13 protein-coding genes are annotated in these 14082 nt (G+C 39.1%); 8 read left to right on the top strand and 5 right to left on the bottom strand.

Going from position 1 to position 14082, the window contains the following annotated elements; translation table 11 throughout:
- Positions 1-649 precede the first annotated feature (649 nt).
- Positions 650-1729 (top strand): 3-phosphoserine/phosphohydroxythreonine transaminase, encoded by a 1080-nt coding sequence (gene serC / locus ACP69Y_RS00825; protein ID WP_425915307.1) that lies wholly within the window; start codon positions 650-652, stop codon positions 1727-1729.
- A 517-nt stretch (positions 1730-2246) separates the two neighbouring features.
- On the opposite strand, the gene ACP69Y_RS00820 is transcribed toward serC, so the two are convergent.
- Positions 2247-2387, bottom strand: a complete 141-nt coding sequence (locus tag ACP69Y_RS00820) for a hypothetical protein (protein WP_425915305.1) — start codon at positions 2385-2387, stop codon at positions 2247-2249.
- Positions 2388-2798: 411 nt separating this feature from the next.
- On the bottom strand, positions 2799-3728 hold the full coding sequence (locus ACP69Y_RS00815; RefSeq protein ID WP_425915303.1) for a hypothetical protein: 930 nt from the start codon (positions 3726-3728) through the stop codon (positions 2799-2801).
- A 266-nt stretch (positions 3729-3994) separates the two neighbouring features.
- Here ACP69Y_RS00815 and ACP69Y_RS00810 point away from each other — a divergent pair, with 266 nt between their 5' ends.
- Positions 3995-4465, top strand: a complete 471-nt coding sequence (locus ACP69Y_RS00810; RefSeq protein WP_425915301.1) for a YaiI/YqxD family protein — start codon at positions 3995-3997, stop codon at positions 4463-4465.
- Positions 4466-4477: 12 nt separating this feature from the next.
- Positions 4478-5389 (top strand): DMT family transporter, encoded by a 912-nt coding sequence (locus ACP69Y_RS00805; protein WP_425915299.1) that lies wholly within the window; start codon positions 4478-4480, stop codon positions 5387-5389.
- A 4-nt stretch (positions 5390-5393) separates the two neighbouring features.
- Here ACP69Y_RS00805 and ACP69Y_RS00800 read toward each other — a convergent pair whose 3' ends face one another.
- Positions 5394-5963 carry a PilZ domain-containing protein gene (locus ACP69Y_RS00800; RefSeq protein ID WP_425915297.1) on the bottom strand — a complete coding sequence of 190 codons (570 nt, stop codon included), beginning with the start codon at positions 5961-5963 and terminating at the stop codon, positions 5394-5396.
- Between the two features lie 23 nt (positions 5964-5986).
- Here ACP69Y_RS00800 and ACP69Y_RS00795 point away from each other — a divergent pair, with 23 nt between their 5' ends.
- The 3 genes from ACP69Y_RS00795 (at position 5987) to ACP69Y_RS00785 (ending at position 10410) form a co-directional block, all read left to right on the top strand.
- Entirely contained in the window at positions 5987-7222 is a 1236-nt protein-coding gene (locus ACP69Y_RS00795; protein ID WP_425915295.1) for a lipoprotein-releasing ABC transporter permease subunit, read from the top strand.
- Positions 7215-7898: a lipoprotein-releasing ABC transporter ATP-binding protein LolD gene (gene lolD, locus ACP69Y_RS00790; protein WP_425915293.1), complete on the top strand. Its 684-nt coding sequence runs from the start codon at positions 7215-7217 to the stop codon at positions 7896-7898. Before ACP69Y_RS00795 ends, lolD begins: the two co-directional genes overlap by 8 nt.
- Before the next feature lie 85 nt (positions 7899-7983).
- The gene (locus ACP69Y_RS00785) at positions 7984-10410 is read left to right on the top strand and encodes a DNA internalization-related competence protein ComEC/Rec2 (RefSeq protein ID WP_425915291.1); all 2427 of its coding nucleotides are present in this window, start codon (positions 7984-7986) and stop codon (positions 10408-10410) included.
- On the opposite strand, the gene ACP69Y_RS00780 is transcribed toward ACP69Y_RS00785, so the two are convergent.
- Complete coding sequence (locus ACP69Y_RS00780) at positions 10407-11363, bottom strand: lysophospholipid acyltransferase family protein (protein ID WP_425915289.1); 957 nt, start codon at positions 11361-11363, stop codon at positions 10407-10409. The genes ACP69Y_RS00785 and ACP69Y_RS00780 overlap by 4 nt on opposite strands.
- Before the next feature lie 130 nt (positions 11364-11493).
- On the opposite strand from ACP69Y_RS00780, the gene sppA reads away from it, so the two are divergent.
- Positions 11494-12519, top strand: a complete 1026-nt coding sequence (gene sppA / locus ACP69Y_RS00775; protein WP_425915287.1) for a signal peptide peptidase SppA — start codon at positions 11494-11496, stop codon at positions 12517-12519.
- Positions 12516-13319: an alpha/beta fold hydrolase gene (locus ACP69Y_RS00770; protein WP_425915285.1), complete on the top strand. Its 804-nt coding sequence runs from the start codon at positions 12516-12518 to the stop codon at positions 13317-13319. Before sppA ends, ACP69Y_RS00770 begins: the two co-directional genes overlap by 4 nt.
- 132 nt (positions 13320-13451) lie before the next feature.
- On the opposite strand, the gene purN is transcribed toward ACP69Y_RS00770, so the two are convergent.
- A complete protein-coding gene (gene purN, locus ACP69Y_RS00765; RefSeq protein ID WP_425915283.1) occupies positions 13452-14081 on the bottom strand; it encodes a phosphoribosylglycinamide formyltransferase in 630 nt (209 codons plus the stop codon).
- Position 14082: the final 1 nt, after the last annotated feature.

Raw genomic sequence — 14082 nt, 5'->3', positions numbered from 1 at the left:
TGTCTTTAAAGTTGGTCAATATATTGTTTAATATGCATTTGTATATTAAGCACTATTTATTTTTCAGATCAGACTGGTTTCGCATAATAATGCGATAAAAATATAGTTATCGCATAAAAAGAAATCTAAATATAGACAAAACAGAATGTTCTGAATTGATTTTTTGCTTGCGTGCTTTTAGTAAAATCCTTTAAGTTTTCTATACACAGTCAATATTTTGAAATATTAAAATAACGAGCAGATTGACTTGGACTAATCAAGTATTTGCAAACTGGTCATAGACGTCAGGTTTCATCAGTCAATTTAAGATGAAGCAATTTGGTTACACGCTCGACTGATTGAGTTGTAACACTCAAAGTTATCCTTTGGAAATCTTCAAATTGCCAAGACGATTGATTTAATTTTTAGCTACATTTATTTAGGTTGTGATTCTGAGTCCAGCTTTAATTGGGCATAAAGTCAGTTATTTAATCGCGGGTGAAACGTTTTTTGAAATCACTAAAGCAAAAACAACAACAGCTCTTTATTGAACTTTTGACTTTAAATGTCCGACAGCATTGAAATATTTTCAGGATAATTTACTGCAAGCACAGGCTATCTGTGGTTAAATGCCGTTATTTTATTGTGTTTCACTTTGAAAGGAAAAATCATGCGCGCGTACAATTTCTGTGCTGGCCCTGCTGCATTACCGACTGCCGTTTTAGAAAAAGCCCAAGCTGAAATGCTCGATTGGCATGGCAAAGGTCTTTCGATCATGGAAATGAGTCACCGTAGTAGTGACTATGTGGCTGTGGCAGAAAAAGCAGAAGCAGATTTACGCAAATTGATGAACATCCCAGAGAACTATAAGGTATTGTTCTTGCAGGGTGGTGCTTCACTTCAATTCTCTGCAATTCCTTTAAACCTGTTAGGTAAAAATAATAAAGCAGATTATATCCATACCGGGATCTGGTCTGAAAAAGCGCTCAAAGAAGCACAACGCTATGGCGACATCAATGTCGTGGAAGCGGGCACAAGCATTAATGGTAAATTAGCGATTACGGATCAAAGCCAGTGGAACTTGTCTGATAATGCGGCTTATGTGCATTATGCAGATAACGAAACCATTGGCGGTATTCAATTTGCAGGCATTCCTGAAGTAAAGGCTCCATTGGTATCTGATTTATCTTCAAGCATTCTTTCAGCACCGATTGATGTGTCCAAGTTTGGTTTAATCTATGCAGGTGCTCAAAAGAACATTGGTCCTGCTGGCTTAACTCTAGTGATTATTCGTGAAGATTTGCTTGATCAAGCCAAACCTGAAATTCCAAGCATTCTGAAATATTCTGCCCAGGCGAAAAATGATTCAATGGTAAATACACCATCAACTTATGCTTGGTATTTGTCAGGCTTGGTATTTGAATGGTTACTTGAAAATGGTGGTGTTGAAGCCATTCATAAAGTAAACCTTGAAAAAGCCAAATTGCTTTATGGTTATATTGATGCAAGTGATTTCTACGCGAACCCGATTGCGGAACAAAATCGTTCAATCATGAACATACCATTTACTTTGGCTAATGCTGATCTAGATAAATTATTCTTGAAAGAAGCTGAACAAAATCATCTTCTTAATTTGGCAGGTCACCGTTCAGTCGGTGGTATGCGTGCCAGTATTTATAACGCCGTACCTTTAGAAGGCGTACAAGCCCTAGTGAACTTTATGGATGACTTTGCAAAACGCAATGGTTAAAGCATATAGCTTAAAAAGCCCATCACATGATGTAATGCCAGTCAGTTAAGAAATTGACTGGCATTTTTTATGTTGAATTCATCATTTTTTGATACGCGGAACGTCATTCGTAACTTGAGCAAGAACAAAGCCATACTTTGTTTACAGCGCAAAGCAAAACTAAATTTAAAAAATACAGTTTTTGCAATTTTTCTTAATTTACGCAGTGGACGAGTTTTGCGATGAAAAGACTTTAAATAAATTACTTAGAGTCTTTGCAAGATGCTTTTCTTGTGAACACAAAATATATTTTAAGGCTTATCATTTGGCTAATGAGAAGCAAAGCTTCGCAGGGAACAAACGAGCTCCAAATATTAGATTTGAAAAGATAAAACTCCGCTGTGAATGAGCCAGAAGCTAAGGAGTTTATGGTAAAACCCCTTAACTGATTAGTATTAATTACATGATGGGCTTTATATTGATTAAAAAGAATTTTGTTAAAAATAAGGCATTAAAATGAGCATAAAGAATAATAAGCTTAAAGAATAAAGTGATGTAAAAGATAGGCAGACATAAACATGCCTAATACAAAAAATAAGCATGAGTTGGTGTCTAACTGGAAGCGTTTTCCAAGTTGATGTTCAACTTGTTGTATATTTTCTTCTTGCACGATTTTCATGGAAAGCTCTATTCCGATTTATTTATCGTTAATTCCTATTTGTAATTTGCATTTTTAGCATAAAAAATTGATTAAATAAAGTACTAAATAAAAATATGCAATTAAAATATTTATTTTATCGAAAGAAATATCTCATTTATTCTCAGCTTCTTCTTAATCAAAGGGGGAATTGGATAAAAAGCTTAAAAATTAATCACTAAAATATAATGGAGAACGTATTTTTTAAATATAAAAATTTGAATTTAAATTGTGGATAACTGTGTTTTTAATTGAATTTAAAAAGGTTAAATATAATGTCGAGCTGTGAGTAAATCAAAAGTTAATAGTTGATGAGATAATAAAAAATGACATAAAACAGCAGCTAAACCATGATATTGATCATCACAATATTGAGCTGCTGTTTATAGCTGATTATTTTTTAGAATAAATATTCACTTGAATCCACAAATTGCCTCGAATAAATTGACCAATCTGAAAATCTTTATAGGCGGCATTCTTGGTCGCAATACGGATTAAAGTGGCTTCCTGATTTTCATCATGAATTAAGGCAACGTCATAAAGGGTGTAATCTTGATCCATAAATGACATTGAAGTTTTACCGACAATATTGCCCTGGAACCAGGCTTCATCTTCTTGCCCCATATTTTCGCCATACAGATAGGCCACCATTTTTGAAAAATCGACGGTGACAGGTTCTATATCATCTTCCGATTTAGGTTCCCAAGCATCAATTTGCTCTTGTAAATTCGGTGGGGCAACGCCGTCATTGGCTGCTAAAATATCGTTTAAAGCCCGGTGGTGTTTGATTGAGGCAGGATCATCGACCACCAGTTGTTCGTGGTCTGAAACCACTTCCAGTTCATAAGCCCAAGCATTTAACTGGGCAAGATAAGTCTGACCTTTTTCATAGTGTGCATGGTTAACGCTATAGAGCGTATCAAAAGCATAAACAATGGTATTGTCGCCTAGGTTTAAGCGTAAAACAGCCTGGGTATTTGATTTACAGCTAATAATTCGTTCAATTGTGGCATCGACTTTATAGGGGCCTTCGAAACTTGGAAAAGCAGTTTTCACCGCTTGTGGCTTGTTATTTTCAACTGCAATAACCTGATTCATTTGCACTGCGGCTTTTTGGGGTCCTTGAATTAGCCATGCCGTTTCGTCCATATCACATTCTTCGGCACATAAACCCATAGGCATAACCGGTGCATTTAATGCTAAACCAAGCCATTTCGGTACGTCTGTAGTGGGATTGTCTGTGAGTAAATTCCAGTGTTCGACATGACTGCCAAAGTTTTGATCTTCAATGGTGATAATTTCTGGTCTATTTTGATTTTTCATATTCACAATTGATGTTGGGTTGTATTTGTATATTAAATCGAGGGTTATTTTAAAATTTCAAGTCATGTGGCTAAATTTAACCATTAAACCATGAGAAATGGCCTAAATATTCAGTGAAAGAGAGAACTGCTAATAGAAACTAAGCTTAAAAATGAGTTCATCTTATTCAAATTCAAAGTGGGCAATTCACTAAATGGATTTATCCATCATCTTGTCACACGAATTTGTTAAACTAGTTCTTCATATTTTCTTGCTATGGATGCTTTGTGCTGCCATTTAAACTTTGGGTCGATGCCGATGCATTACCTAAAATTCTACGTGAAGTCATTATTCGCGCTTCAGATCGTTATCAGTTAGAAGTTACCTTTGTTGCCAATCAAAATGTAGGCATTACCCCTTCAGTTCGAATCAATTCCATTCAGGTGATGAGCGGGGCCGATGCGGCTGATAAAGAAATCATAGATCGCATGAAAGAGCATGATATTGTGATGACCCAAGACATTCCGCTTGCGGCTCTGGTGATTGAAAAGGGTGGAATTGCGATTCATCCACGGGGTGAAGTGTATACCACGGCCAATGTCAAAGCCCGTCTGCATTTACGCGATTTTATGGATTCTTTACGTGGAGCAGGAGTTAACACGGGTGGTCCTCCACCAATTTCCGAACGCGATAAACGTGAATTTTCTAGCTCACTCGATCAAACCATCCAAAAACAAAAACGTAAAACTGCCCACTAAGCCGAGCTTGATATGCCTTCTAAAGCCAATATTGTTTCAACCTATGTTTTATTGGTGTTTATTTGGGCCACGACACCACTGGCAATTGTCTGGAGTGTTTCAGATTTAAATAATATGTGGGCATTAGCATTGAGGTTTCTGATTGCGTTACCCTTAGCATTCAGCTTGTTGCTATTACTTAAGGTGAAATTACCAACAGATAAAATTTCAGTCCACAGTTATATCGCCGGTGCCTGTAGTTTTATTGGATCGCAATTTTTTACCTATTTGGCAGCTGCATATTTAAGTTCAGGGATTATAGCTTTAATGTTCGGTTTGGCTCCGATCATGGCGGGCTTAATTGGACATTTTGGCTTTCAAATTCATTTGAATCGTTTGCAATGGGTAGGCATGTTCATTGCAGTAGCGGGATTAGCGATTATTTGCTTGGGTGGGAGTGATCATCATATCCAACCGATAGGAATCGGGCTAATGTTGATCAGTGTATTCGTCTATTGCTCTTCAATTTACTGGGTCAAAAAAGTTAATGCACCGCTAGAACCTATGGCCCAAGCTACCGGTTCAATTTTAGTCTCTGCACTGTTTGCTTTGGGAATGTTGCCGTTTATCTGGCAGCATGCGCCTACACATATTCCAGATACCAAAGCTTTGGTAGGCCTGTTTTATGCAGTAATCATGGCCTCGGTAGTCGCCATGATCTGTTATTTTAAACTCATACAGAATATTAAGGCGACGACATTATCGCTGACGACTGTATTGACTCCAATGTTGGCACTGTTATTTGGTGCCTTACTAAATGATGAAAAATTATCGGTGATGATTTTTGTCGGTGCATTTGTCTTAATCTTTGGTTTATTTATCTATTTTTACCGTGACATTAAGGCGAGTCGAAACCTCGCCCACAAGATTAAATCTGGCTCTTAAGTTATCAATCTTTATTTTTGGTCAACGATACGCATTCAGAAAGTTTCACCCGATCTTGTGGATGCAAGGTAATGAAATAGGCACCGGTACGGAATTTGCCATTGTCTTCTTCACGGCTATACACCACTTGTGCGGTTGCCGCGATATGAAAGAAATTTTCAGGATGGCTTAAGGTCACGTGAATATAAGTTCCTTCCTGAATAGCGCGATCACCAAAGAAACTGAAACCGGTTTCTGAAAAATTGACATTTTCCGGAACAGGTAACATGGATTGTACAATTGCGTCGTACAAAGAACCGGTAATAAGGTTTAATTTTTGATTGAATAAGGATAAGATTCGAGCAATTTGTTGATCTCTTTCATTTAATTGTTCTAATTCGTAGTTTATTGCGTGATCAAATTGATCTAATTCTGCGAGTAGTAGAAAATAGCGTGGCAAAACAAAGTTAGGATCGTAAGGGTCATTAAGTGCGACATCATCAGAAATAATCTGATAATTAATTCGCAAGGCAGCATCTATACGCGACATAACGCGACGTTCCATATTGCCGCTTTGATGCTGTGAATTTTCCATAATTATTCCTCGGACTAAATGGTATGTTTAAACCAATCTCGCTGTACATAGGGTTGAGATATACTCGCGCACGGCGTAGTAACCACTTTATTTCTTTTATTGCTTTGGTTTCTATGATCGGTCTCACATTAGGTGTGGCTGTACTCATTACGGTGTTATCTGTGATGAATGGCTTTGACCGAGAACTGAAAAACCGCGTCTTAGGAATGATACCTCAAGCTACTGTTTCTTCAACACAAATTTTAACAAATTGGCCAGAACTTGCAAAAAAAGTTGAACAACATGAGCATGTCAAAGGCGTAGCACCCTTTACCCAATTACAAGGGATGCTGACAGCACAAGGGCAGGTGGCTGGCATCATGGTCACAGGGATCGAACCTGAATATGAAAAGAAAGTTTCGATTATCCAGAACCATATGATCGAAGGTAGTATTGATAGCCTGAAAAAAGGTGAATTTGGCATTGTTTTAGGTAAACAAATGACGGATTCGCTTGGTCTAGGCTTGAATGACAATATCACTTTAGTACTTCCTGAAGCAACGCCTTCACCTGCCGGTGTAGTGCCACGTTTCAAGCGTTTTAAAATTGTCGGGATTTTTAGTATTGGGGCAGAAGTAGATTCAATGATGGGCTATATCGCCTTAAATGATGCTTCGACCTTGTTACGCTTACCTGATGGCGCGCAAGGTGTTCGTCTAAAACTGGATGATATCTTCCTTGCACCAGAAGTGGCGGATGATATTGTCAAAGACTTACCAAGCAATTTCTATGCATCCAACTGGACTTTTACCCACGGGAATTTGTTTAGTGCGATTCAGATGGAAAAAGCCATGGTGAGCTTGCTTTTATTCCTTATTGTTTTGGTCGCGGCATTTAACATTGTGTCCTCACTAGTAATGGTAGTGACAGACAAAAAATCCGATATCGCGATTTTGCGTACCCTAGGTGCTTCACCTTCAACCATTACTCGAATTTTTATGGTGCAAGGAACCATCATTGGGGTAATTGGTACCGTATCTGGTGCCATTCTCGGAATTATCTTTGCCTCAAGTATTAGTAATGTGATTGGCTGGCTGAATACCACATTTGGTTTGAACCTGTTTGATGCCTATTTCATTAATTACCTGCCATCTTATTTACGTTGGCAAGATGTAGTGGTGATTGTGTGTTTATCATTGCTTTTAAGCTTCCTTGCGACAATTTATCCAGCTTTCCGTGCTGCGAAAACGCAACCTGCAGAGGCCTTACGTTATGAGTAATATTGTCCTCGAAGCGAAAAATATCTCGAAAAGTTTTACTGATGGAAAAACCACGGTTGAAGTGATTAAAGACTTGTCTTTACAAGTCAAAGCCGGTGAGTTTGTCTCGATTGTAGGTTCAAGTGGCTCAGGTAAAAGTACCTTGTTACATGTGTTGGGTGGACTGGATTGCCCGACAGAAGGACAAGTGTTTTTAAATGGCAAGCGCTTTGATACTTTAGGTGAAGCTGAACGGGGGTATTTACGGAACCAGCATTTGGGTTTTGTGTATCAGTTCCATCATCTATTGCCTGAATTTACCGCCTTGGAAAATGTCGCAATGCCACTGATGCTGCGCGCAGGAACGACCTACAAACAATCTAAGGAGCAGGCAGAATACTTGCTAAATCGCGTAGGATTGTCGCATCGGATGACTCATAAACCGGGCGAGTTGTCTGGTGGTGAACGTCAGCGTGTGGCTTTGGCGCGTGCTTTGGTGGCGAAGCCTGAACTGATGCTGGCCGATGAGCCGACTGGGAACTTAGACCGTAAAACCGCAGTGAAAATTTTTGAACTGCTGAGTGAATTACGTAGCGAGTTCAATATGGCGATGCTGATTGTGACCCATGATGAACAACTGGCTCAGGCAGGCGATTCTATTTTGCATATGCAAGATGGAATCTGGATTGATGCCTAGACGCTGATCGAGAAGTTTAAAAAATGATTGAAGCTCACTGCGGTGGGCTTTAATATGGCGGAAAATAAAAAAACTTATAAAAATAATGATTCAATTAATGTGTTTGGGTTGGGTAATCGGTATTGCGACTATGGGAAAAACTTTCCCGATCTTACAGTCGTTGCTGATTCCGTGTCTTGCTGTTTTCATTCTGTCTTGGTTTTTAAAGCTGTCTGTATTAAAACAAGTTCATTCTTTGTGGTTCAAATTTTTACAGCTCTGTGTAGGATTCAGCCTGGGCGTCACGCTGGGCTATAGCTATGCCTACCATCAACTGAATGACCGTTTACAGTTTCGAGAAAAGCAGCCTGAACAAATTGAAGTGGTTGTTCATGTTAAAAACTTAAATGAATTGGGTGAACAATCCATCCAGCAAAAAATACAGGTACTGAATCGACATGCCGAAGTGGTGCAATGGCAGGCATTTTTAAAAAATAAAATAGATACTGGTTCAGAATCTGTAATTGAACTGGGTCAATATTATCGCTTGCAAGGAAAAACTCTGCCAGCGCATAGTTATGCAACGCCAGGTGTCTTTGATCAAGAGCAATGGTATCTCCAGCAAAATATTATGTCGGGCTTTAAGGTGACCTCGGTGCAAAAGCTGTCTGAACAGGATATTTATGCCTTGGGTTATGGCCGATATTTAAGGCAACAGCATTCTTTTTCGAATCAAATCCAGCTGTGGATGGAACAGCAACGTTTAGCGTTACGCAATTTTATTCAGAAACACCCGCTGCAACATAAAGGGCTACTTCTAGCGTTGTTAACAGGAGATAAAAGTTTACTCCAGCCGGAAACTGAACAATTATTTCAGCGTTTTGGCATGAGTCATTTACTAGCCATATCAGGGCCGCATGTGCTGATTTTTGCTTTACTCTTCTGTTGGACTTTACATCAACTTATTCGCCGTTATTGTCCGCAAGTTTATTTAAAGTGGCCGAAACAATATTTATTGATTGTACCTTTTTGTATTTGTGTCCTGCTGTATTGTGCTTTTGTCGGTTTTGAAATTCCCGCCTTAAGAACCTTGCTTACGTGTTTGTTGATCAGTGGATTTCTACTGTTCAAACAGAAGGTTCAACCTTTAAGTATTCTATTATTAAGTGCTTCAATTTTATTAATATTCGATCCATTCAGTATTTTATCGGCTGCTTTCTGGTTGTCCTATGGTGCCTGCTTTGTGTTGCTGCGTATTTATCAAACCGTGCAACAGCAAAGTCATGCTGAAAAAATCAAGACCAAGACTCAAGCAATTAAAATCCAACTTAAAATTTTAATCGAATCACAATGGAAAATATTTTTGGCGTTATTTCCCTTGATGCTGATTTTCTTTAAACAGGTGGCATGGATTACGCCATTGAGCAATTTATTTGCCATTCCGTGGATTGGTGTCGTGATTGTTCCTTTAGATGTTATCGCTGCGTTGTGCTATTTCATTTTTGAACCTTTGGGAAGTCTGATTTTTCAAATCAATGATTTGTGTGTTTCAGCTTTACTTATCTTCATGCACAGTTTAGATCAACTTTTTTCACCCGTATTACAACCGATTGCCATGAATATTTGGGTCTGGCTAATTTTATGTTTGGGTTTAATGATTCTGTTTTTACCACGTGGGGTGGTGCCAAAAACCTGGTCGGTATTATGTTTCGTGCCTCTAATCATGATCGACTCCAATAGGAATGAGTTTGAATTAACGGTATTGGATGTTGGGCAAGGACAAGCGATTTTTATCCGGGATCAGGACCAGACAATGATGGTTGATATGGGCGGAAATTATGATGAAGGCAAATTCAGTGTCGGCAAGCAAATCATTTTGCCCTTTTTATCGGTAAATGGGGTTAATGAGTTGAATCAATTGATTTTGACCCATTTAGATCAGGATCATAAAGGTGGTTATGAGTCGATCAAACATGCTTTGCCGATCAAGCAAGTCTATTCAAATGAACAGGTTGAAGTCGCTGATTCCAGTCAGTTTGATTATTGTCATCAAGGTCAAAAGTGGCAATGGAGTGATCGAGTAAAAATGACCATTTTGTCACCAAAAACAGAGCAGTTGGTCAATGCCAAAGATGAAAGAAATGAGATGTCCTGTGTGGTTTATTTACAGGTGTCAAATGCACAACCTTATCAAAATTTTCTACTGATGGGAGATGCCGGCTGGCCAACTGAATATCAGATTTTACAGCAATACCCTGATTTAAAAGTCGATGTTTTGGTTTTGGGCCACCATGGCAGCCGGCATAGTTCAGCCTATCATTTTTTAAAGCAATTAAATCCAAAAGTGGTTGTTGCATCGGCAGGTTTTAATAACCGATATGGACATCCAAGTCCAAGGGTTGAGTCGCGCTTAAAAGAATTAAAAATTCCTTTATTGACTACTGTAGAGCAAGGCAGTATTCGGTTTTCAACACATAAAAACATTATGGCCACTGAGTTCGAACGTGACTCACAGCAATGGTTAAAGCATTAAACTATTTCAGCTTGAATTGCTTTCGCTCGAACTTCAGCAACCACTTTTAGTGCTTCATCTGTTTTTAAATGATAAACCTTGTCTAGTTCTGGATTGGCTTTAAAGCGCTTATAACTCCAATGATAATGTTCTGGATAACGACGAATTAAATTTTCGATGGCTTCGAAAATAACACCAGTACCCTCATTGGCATTCCCTTGGTAAATGCGCTCATCAATAGGCTCAATGTGCATATCAAAACCTTGATTGTCATTACGAAGTGCATACAGAAATAAAGTTTTAGCTTTGGTTTTTTGAATCAGTTTGGCACTTAAATTACTGGTGGCCAGAGGAATCCCAAAATAAGGAATCATATCTCCACCCACATTCGGGGTATGATCGGGCAGAATTACCGTGGTACCGCCTTGTTTTAACGCTTTAAAAATTTGTCTTACCCCCGATTCATCGGTAGGCACCAAATTGGCTTGTTCACGACTCCGGGCTTCACGGACAAATTGGTCGGCAGATTCATTTTTGACTGGTTTATATAGAATGGTCATTTGTGCGAATTGAGCCAAGTAAGCATTCATGATTTCCCATGTACCAAAATGCGGGACAATCAGTACCAGCCCTTTAGGTGCTTTAAGCGCATCTTGAAGTATCTGCTCACCGGTAATTGAATGAATGCGTGCAATATTTTTATGGTTGTCTGCACCCCAAATACTAAAAAATTCGAAATATGAAGTCAGCTCATTATGAATCGCCTTTGGAATGATCTTTTCATGTTGCGCGGCGGTCAATTCTGGCAAAGCAATTTGAAGATTAAGACGAATCGTATTTGAGGTTTTTGACATTTTTAAAAAATTGACGAACCCAGCTAACATCCGAGCGATAAATCTAGAAACTTGAATCGGTTGTCGACTTAGAAATTTCAATAAGCGGTATGTTGTATCCGTTGGGGTATGATCAGTCATTGCCTATCGTCAATGTATGTAAAGAGTCAAAAAGAGCAAATATTATAGGCGAAAATAGAGGGTTTAGGCAGATTTCTCTGATGCAGTGTATATAATGAGTTCAATTTAACTGATCCTTGGATTATTTTGTATGTCCGATTGGCCACCAAAACCAGAAAATGAAATTCAGAATACGCCACATAATTCGCAAAATATAACTGGCAAAGAATGGCATATTTTGGAAAAAGCCGTTTTAGCTTCTGTAGAAGAGCAGCGCCGTGCACGTCGTTGGAGCATCTTTTTCAAATTGTTAACTTTCGCTTATATCCTTTTTATTTTAGTGGTCATGGCAAAAAGTTGTAGTACCTCATCTACCGATCCAACTGCAACGACAAGTTCGCATATTGCGGTAGTGGATATTATCGGAACCATTGCTGCAGACAAGCAGAGTGTCAATAGCACTGATACTGTTAAAGCGTTAAAGAAGGCCTTTGAAAACAAACAAAGTAAGGCCGTAGTTTTAAATATTAATTCACCAGGCGGATCACCGGTTCAGTCCGATGAAATCTGGCAAGAAATCCAGTATTTGAAAAAAACACATGCCGATAAAAAACTGTATGCCGTAATTGGTGATACCGGTGCTTCAGGTGCGTATTACATCGCTTCTGCTGCTGATGAAATTATTGTCAATCCATCCAGTCTGGTCGGGTCTATTGGCGTGATTATGCCGAACTATGGGGTGAATGGCTTAATGCAAAAGTTAGGCGTAGAAGACCGCACCATGACTTCAGGTGAAAATAAAGCTTTGCTTTCAATGACCCAACCGGTTGATACTGCACAAAAAGCGCATGTACAAGGTGTCCTTGATAATGTCCATGACCATTTTATCAAGGCAGTCAAACAGGGGCGTGGCAAGAAGCTGAAATCTCAAGATCCGGCAATATTCTCTGGTTTATTCTGGACTGGCGAACAAGCGGTAAAATTGGGGATTGCAGACCGTACCGGTAGTCTCAATACGCTGAAGCGTGAATTGAAACTGGAAAAAGCGGTTAATTACACCATTGAATATAGTCCTTTTGATTCTGTACTTGGACGCATGGGAAGTTCTATTGGGCAGGGTTTCGCAACCTCACTTTCACAACAAGTACAATCTGAACAAACGACGAAGTTACAATGAAACCATTGATCCATTTTGCGCACGCCAATGGCGTGCCATCAAAAGTTTATCGAAAGCTGTTTGATTTGCTGAAAGATGAATATGACGTTATTTATGTACCCTTACTGGGACCAGACAAACGCTATCCTATTGATAATCATTGGCAAAGTCTAACCCAACAAGTAATTGATAGTATTGTTCGTCAAGCCAAAGGCCGTCCCGTAATCGGTTTGGGGCACTCTTTGGGTTCCGTGCTGACCTTTCAAGCAGCCTTAAAGCGTCCTGAATTATTTAATCAAGTGATCATGCTTGATCCGCCTCTTATCATGGGCAAAGAAGCTTTTGCCTTACATGTGGCGAAACTGCTTAAACTCAAAGTCTTAGATAAAATGTCTCCGGCAGGTTTATCCAAGCGCCGTCGGGATCATTGGCAATCTCGTGAACAGGCGGCAGAATTGTTAAGACCAAAAGGTTTTTATCAGAACTTTGAAGCAGACTGTTTTCAGGCCTATATCGATCATGCCTTGATGGAGGATCCATTGCGTGGTGGCGTAGAACTAACCATTCCAAAAATGGATGAGGTGGAAATTTTTAGAACCAATCCATCTCTTTGGTGGCTACCTCAAGTTAAGCCACAGGTGCCTGTACATTTAGTGGTAGCTGAGAAAGGACCTTTTATAGCACGTAAGTTTCCACAACAAGTTCAGAAGAAATTTGATATTCCTTTTAAAGTATTTAAAGGTGGACATATGTTCCCGTTGGAGCATCCGGATGAAGTGGTGAAATTAGTGAAAGAACTCATTAAGACACAAACCGGCTAATTAAAAGACTTTTAGTTTAGTTACCAGTGCCTTAAATTTCTTCCTAGGAAGGAATGAGTAAGTGGTAATCACAGTTTTGCAGGAAATAAAAAACGCATCCGAGGATGCGTTTTTTATTGCATAAAATTCAGTTTAAAACTTACAAAATTGAACGGGGTCCTGCATCACTTGATCACGGTACAACACACCTTGTTCAGTATGTTGAATTGTACCTGTGCAAATCCATTCCACCACTTGCGGGTAGATTAAATGTTCAAGCACATGAACGCGATGAGCTAAAGAATTTACATCATCATGCAAATTGACTTTAAGCACAGCTTGAGCCAAAGCCTGACCGGCATCTAATTCAGCAGTAACATAATGTACGGTACAACCATGCAAAACATCACCTGTGTTTAAAACACGTTGATGGGTATGCATGCCTTTGTAATTCGGCAAGAGAGAAGGGTGGATGTTGAGCATTTTCCCTTCCCATGCTTTGACAAACTTGGCACTTAAAATGCGCATAAAGCCTGCAAGAACAACCAAGTCAACATTCCAATCGAGTAATTGCTGATGCATCACATCATCAAAAGCTTCACGATTCGGATATTGCTTGTGTTCAATCACAGCAGTTTGAATTCCTGCTTTTTCAGCACGCTGTAAAGCATATGCTTCAGGTTTATTGGAAAGGACCCCAACAATTTGACCTGACAGATTGGCATCTATCAGGGCTTGTAAGTTACTTCCACTGCCTGAAACGAGGACAGCAATTTTGATCATG

It is taken from the genome of Acinetobacter sp. TSRC1-2, from assembly GCF_049895885.1.
In the GTDB taxonomy this organism is placed as follows: Bacteria; Pseudomonadota; Gammaproteobacteria; order Pseudomonadales; family Moraxellaceae; genus Acinetobacter.
The sequence above is the reverse complement of the archived record's forward strand: the minus strand, read 5'-3'. Positions and strand labels throughout refer to the sequence as shown.

Coding starts and splice junctions, on each gene's coding strand:
- serC (WP_425915307.1), top strand. CDS start 650: ATGCGCGCGTACAATTTCTGTGCTGGCCCTGCTGCATTACCGACTGCC.
- ACP69Y_RS00820 (WP_425915305.1), bottom strand. CDS start 2,387: ATGAAAATCGTGCAAGAAGAAAATATACAACAAGTTGAACATCAACTT.
- ACP69Y_RS00815 (WP_425915303.1), bottom strand. CDS start 3,728: ATGAAAAATCAAAATAGACCAGAAATTATCACCATTGAAGATCAAAAC.
- ACP69Y_RS00805 (WP_425915299.1), top strand. CDS start 4,478: ATGCCTTCTAAAGCCAATATTGTTTCAACCTATGTTTTATTGGTGTTT.
- ACP69Y_RS00800 (WP_425915297.1), bottom strand. CDS start 5,963: ATGGAAAATTCACAGCATCAAAGCGGCAATATGGAACGTCGCGTTATG.
- ACP69Y_RS00795 (WP_425915295.1), top strand. CDS start 5,987: ATGTTTAAACCAATCTCGCTGTACATAGGGTTGAGATATACTCGCGCA.
- lolD (WP_425915293.1), top strand. CDS start 7,215: ATGAGTAATATTGTCCTCGAAGCGAAAAATATCTCGAAAAGTTTTACT.
- ACP69Y_RS00785 (WP_425915291.1), top strand. CDS start 7,984: ATGATTCAATTAATGTGTTTGGGTTGGGTAATCGGTATTGCGACTATG.
- ACP69Y_RS00780 (WP_425915289.1), bottom strand. CDS start 11,363: ATGACTGATCATACCCCAACGGATACAACATACCGCTTATTGAAATTT.
- sppA (WP_425915287.1), top strand. CDS start 11,494: ATGTCCGATTGGCCACCAAAACCAGAAAATGAAATTCAGAATACGCCA.
- ACP69Y_RS00770 (WP_425915285.1), top strand. CDS start 12,516: ATGAAACCATTGATCCATTTTGCGCACGCCAATGGCGTGCCATCAAAA.
- purN (WP_425915283.1), bottom strand. CDS start 14,081: ATGATCAAAATTGCTGTCCTCGTTTCAGGCAGTGGAAGTAACTTACAA.